This is a genomic window from Nonomuraea sp. NPDC001684, from assembly GCF_053596515.1.
On record NZ_JBSFGJ010000777.1, the window covers coordinates 1 to 2,420 of the forward strand.

Annotated in this window: 6 protein-coding genes; all 6 read left to right on the top strand. The window is 73.3% G+C overall.

Annotated elements, in window-relative coordinates; all coding sequences use genetic code 11:
- On the top strand, positions 1 to 180 hold a 180-nt coding region (locus ACWCSD_RS51530; protein ID WP_449927045.1), incomplete at its 5' end, for a hypothetical protein.
- 218 nt (positions 181 to 398) lie between these two features.
- Entirely contained in the window at positions 399 to 794 is a 396-nt protein-coding gene (locus ACWCSD_RS51535; protein ID WP_397159169.1) for a PadR family transcriptional regulator, read from the top strand.
- Complete coding sequence (locus ACWCSD_RS51540) at positions 791 to 1,384, top strand: D-sedoheptulose-7-phosphate isomerase (RefSeq protein WP_397159171.1); 594 nt, start codon at positions 791 to 793, stop codon at positions 1,382 to 1,384. Before ACWCSD_RS51535 ends, ACWCSD_RS51540 begins: the two co-directional genes overlap by 4 nt.
- Positions 1,381 to 1,596, top strand: coding sequence for a HypC/HybG/HupF family hydrogenase formation chaperone (locus ACWCSD_RS51545; protein WP_397159173.1), 216 nt, complete (start codon positions 1,381 to 1,383; stop codon positions 1,594 to 1,596). The genes ACWCSD_RS51540 and ACWCSD_RS51545 overlap by 4 nt, the downstream gene beginning before the upstream one ends.
- The gene (locus tag ACWCSD_RS51550; RefSeq protein ID WP_397159175.1) at positions 1,593 to 2,255 is read left to right on the top strand and encodes a D-sedoheptulose-7-phosphate isomerase; all 663 of its coding nucleotides are present in this window, start codon (positions 1,593 to 1,595) and stop codon (positions 2,253 to 2,255) included. Before ACWCSD_RS51545 ends, ACWCSD_RS51550 begins: the two co-directional genes overlap by 4 nt.
- A partial coding sequence (locus tag ACWCSD_RS51555) for an acylphosphatase (protein ID WP_449927050.1) occupies positions 2,245 to 2,420 on the top strand: 176 nt, incomplete at its 3' end. The genes ACWCSD_RS51550 and ACWCSD_RS51555, both read left to right, overlap by 11 nt.

Genomic DNA, 2,420 nt, shown 5'->3' on the forward strand with positions numbered 1-2,420 from the left:
CTCCATTACTCATCGCCCCCGCTGAAGAATGAGGAGTTCGAGAGCGACCCGGCGGCGGCTCGCCCCGAAGAGCTTCACCCCTCCCGTGACGAGGCGCAAGGATTGTTCCGTCTTCTCGAAATGTTCGCAGGCCGATTTACCGATTGGTCACGGCTCTGGAACCATTGGCCTTCCCGGTGACCATGCCCCGGATGTGCTGGAGGGCGACGTACTGCGCGGGGTGGGTGGCCGTCGCCTGACGCCGGAGGGACGTCGCGGCGCGCTGACCGCCCGAGACCTAACCCTTGGCTTGCCTTCTGCCAGAAGTTGGCAAGGACGGCGTGCGGAACCGGGGAATCGCCCGGCGTGGACGTTCTACTACCCCTTGGAGGGTGCGTTCCGCTGGCGGGGGAGTTCGTATGGAAGGCGGCGAGAGGCGAGGATTGTTGTCCCCGATCCTGCTTCTCCTGATCTGGAACCGGCCCAGCCACGGCTACGACCTGATCGACCGGCTGGGGGAGCTGGGCGTGGCGGGGGTGGAGCCCGGCCATGTCTATCGGCTGCTGCGCGCCCTCGAACGCGACCAGTGCCTGGTCTCCTCCTGGACCGCCTCGCGGACGGGACCTCCGCGCAGGAAGTACGAGATCACCGCTTCGGGCCTGAGCGACCTGAAGGCCGCGATGATCCGGCTGCGGGACCTGGGGGAGGTCCTGCGCGCCTGCGCGGCTCTGTGGGACGAGGGACACCGGCCGCCGTCCCATGACGCGGGGCCGTCCCGCTCCCACGTCGCCTCGTGGCAAGGAGAGGCGGGATGACGCCTGTGTCGCCGGCCTTCGAGCGGCGGGTCGCCCCAGGACGGGCGCTCGCCGGGGAGGCCGCCTCGATCGCCCTGGCGTGCCGGGCCATGGCCCGGCGGTTCGCGTGGGGCGGTCGGCTGCTGGTCTTCGGCGACGGCGGCGCCTCGGCGGACGCCCAGCACGTGGCCGTGGAGTTCGTCCATCCGGTCATCGTCGGCAAGAGGGCCCTGCCCGCCCTCTCCCTCAGTCATGACGCCGCCCGGCTGACCGCCATCGCGGCGACCAGCGGGTTCGAGGAGGTCTACGCCGAGCAGGTGCGCCTGCTGGCCGCCGAGCACGACATGGCGCTCGGGTTCTCCTGGGACGGCGGCTGCGCGGACGTGCTGCGCGGGCTGGAGGCGGCACACGGGCTCGGACTGCTGACCGTCGCGCTCGTGGGCGGAGAAGGCGGGGACGGCGGCGCCGTCGGCCGCAGCCCGGCCGTGAACCACGTCCTCGGCGTCCGGTCCGGCGACCCGTGCGTGGTGCGGGAGATCCACATGACGGTCTACCACCTGCTCTGGGAGCTGGTGCACGTCTTCCTCGACCAGCCGGAGGAGGCCCGATGACCGAGGAGCCGGGGGAGCGGGTGTGCCTGACCTGTTCCGACCTCGCCCTGCCCATGCGCGTCGTCGAGTTGCTCGGAGACGGCCTGGCCATCGCGCAGGGGCCCGCCGGCGGCCCGCAGGAGATCAGCGTGGCCCTGGTCGAGGCCGGGCCGGGTGACGTCGTCCTGGTGCACGCCGGCGAGGCCATCGCGGTGGGAGGAGAGTGCGGATGAGCACGGCGGAAGGCGCCGGCGTCGAGGCCCTCTACCCGTCCCTGTACGTCCGGCCCACCGATCCGGACGCCCTGCTGGAGGAGGTGCGCCGCTCCTGCGCGGCCAAGGCGCACGAGATCGTCGCGCTGCGGGAGACGGTCGCCGGGCTGCACGGGGAGGAGCTGGCGCGCTGCGCGGCGCGGACGGCGGCGGCCTTCGAGTCCGGCGGGAGGCTGTTCGCCGTCGGCAACGGCGGCAGCGCCACGGACGCGCAGGCGCTGGCCCAGCTCTTCGCCCACCCGCCGCGCGGGCGGGCGCTCGCGGCGACCTGCCTGGCCGCCGACGCCGCCGTCGTCACCGCGCTGTCCAACGACGTCGGCTACGACCTGGCCTTCGCCCGCCAGGTCGCCGCCTTCGCCCGGCCCGGCGACATCGTGGTGGGCCTGTCGACGAGCGGCGGCTCGGCGAACGTGCTGCACGCCTTCGCCGAGGCGCGCCGCCGCGGCGCCCTGACCGTCGGCCTGGCCGGCGGCGACGGCGGGCGGATGGCGGCCGACGGCCTGGCCGATCACCTGTTCGTCGTGCCGTCCCCGTCGGTGCACCGGATCCAGGAGGCCCAGGTGACCCTCTACCACGTCCTGTGGGAGCTGGTGCAGCGGGCGCTGACCGGTGACGGCTGAGGGGCCCGGCCGGATCCGGATCAGGGTCGAGGGGCTGGTCCAGGGCGTCGGCTTCCGGCCGTTCGTCAGTGGCCTGGCTGGACGGCACGAGCTGGCCGGGTTCGTCGGCAACGATCCGCGCGGCGTGTTCATCGAGGCCCAGGGGGAGCCGTCGGCGCTGCGGGC

Bases quoted from the DNA above. Each gene is read 5' to 3' on its own strand.
- ACWCSD_RS51535 (WP_397159169.1), top strand. From the start codon at position 399: ATGGAAGGCGGCGAGAGGCGAGGATTGTTGTCCCCGATCCTGCTTCTC.
- ACWCSD_RS51540 (WP_397159171.1), top strand. From the start codon at position 791: ATGACGCCTGTGTCGCCGGCCTTCGAGCGGCGGGTCGCCCCAGGACGG.
- ACWCSD_RS51545 (WP_397159173.1), top strand. From the start codon at position 1,381: ATGACCGAGGAGCCGGGGGAGCGGGTGTGCCTGACCTGTTCCGACCTC.
- ACWCSD_RS51550 (WP_397159175.1), top strand. From the start codon at position 1,593: ATGAGCACGGCGGAAGGCGCCGGCGTCGAGGCCCTCTACCCGTCCCTG.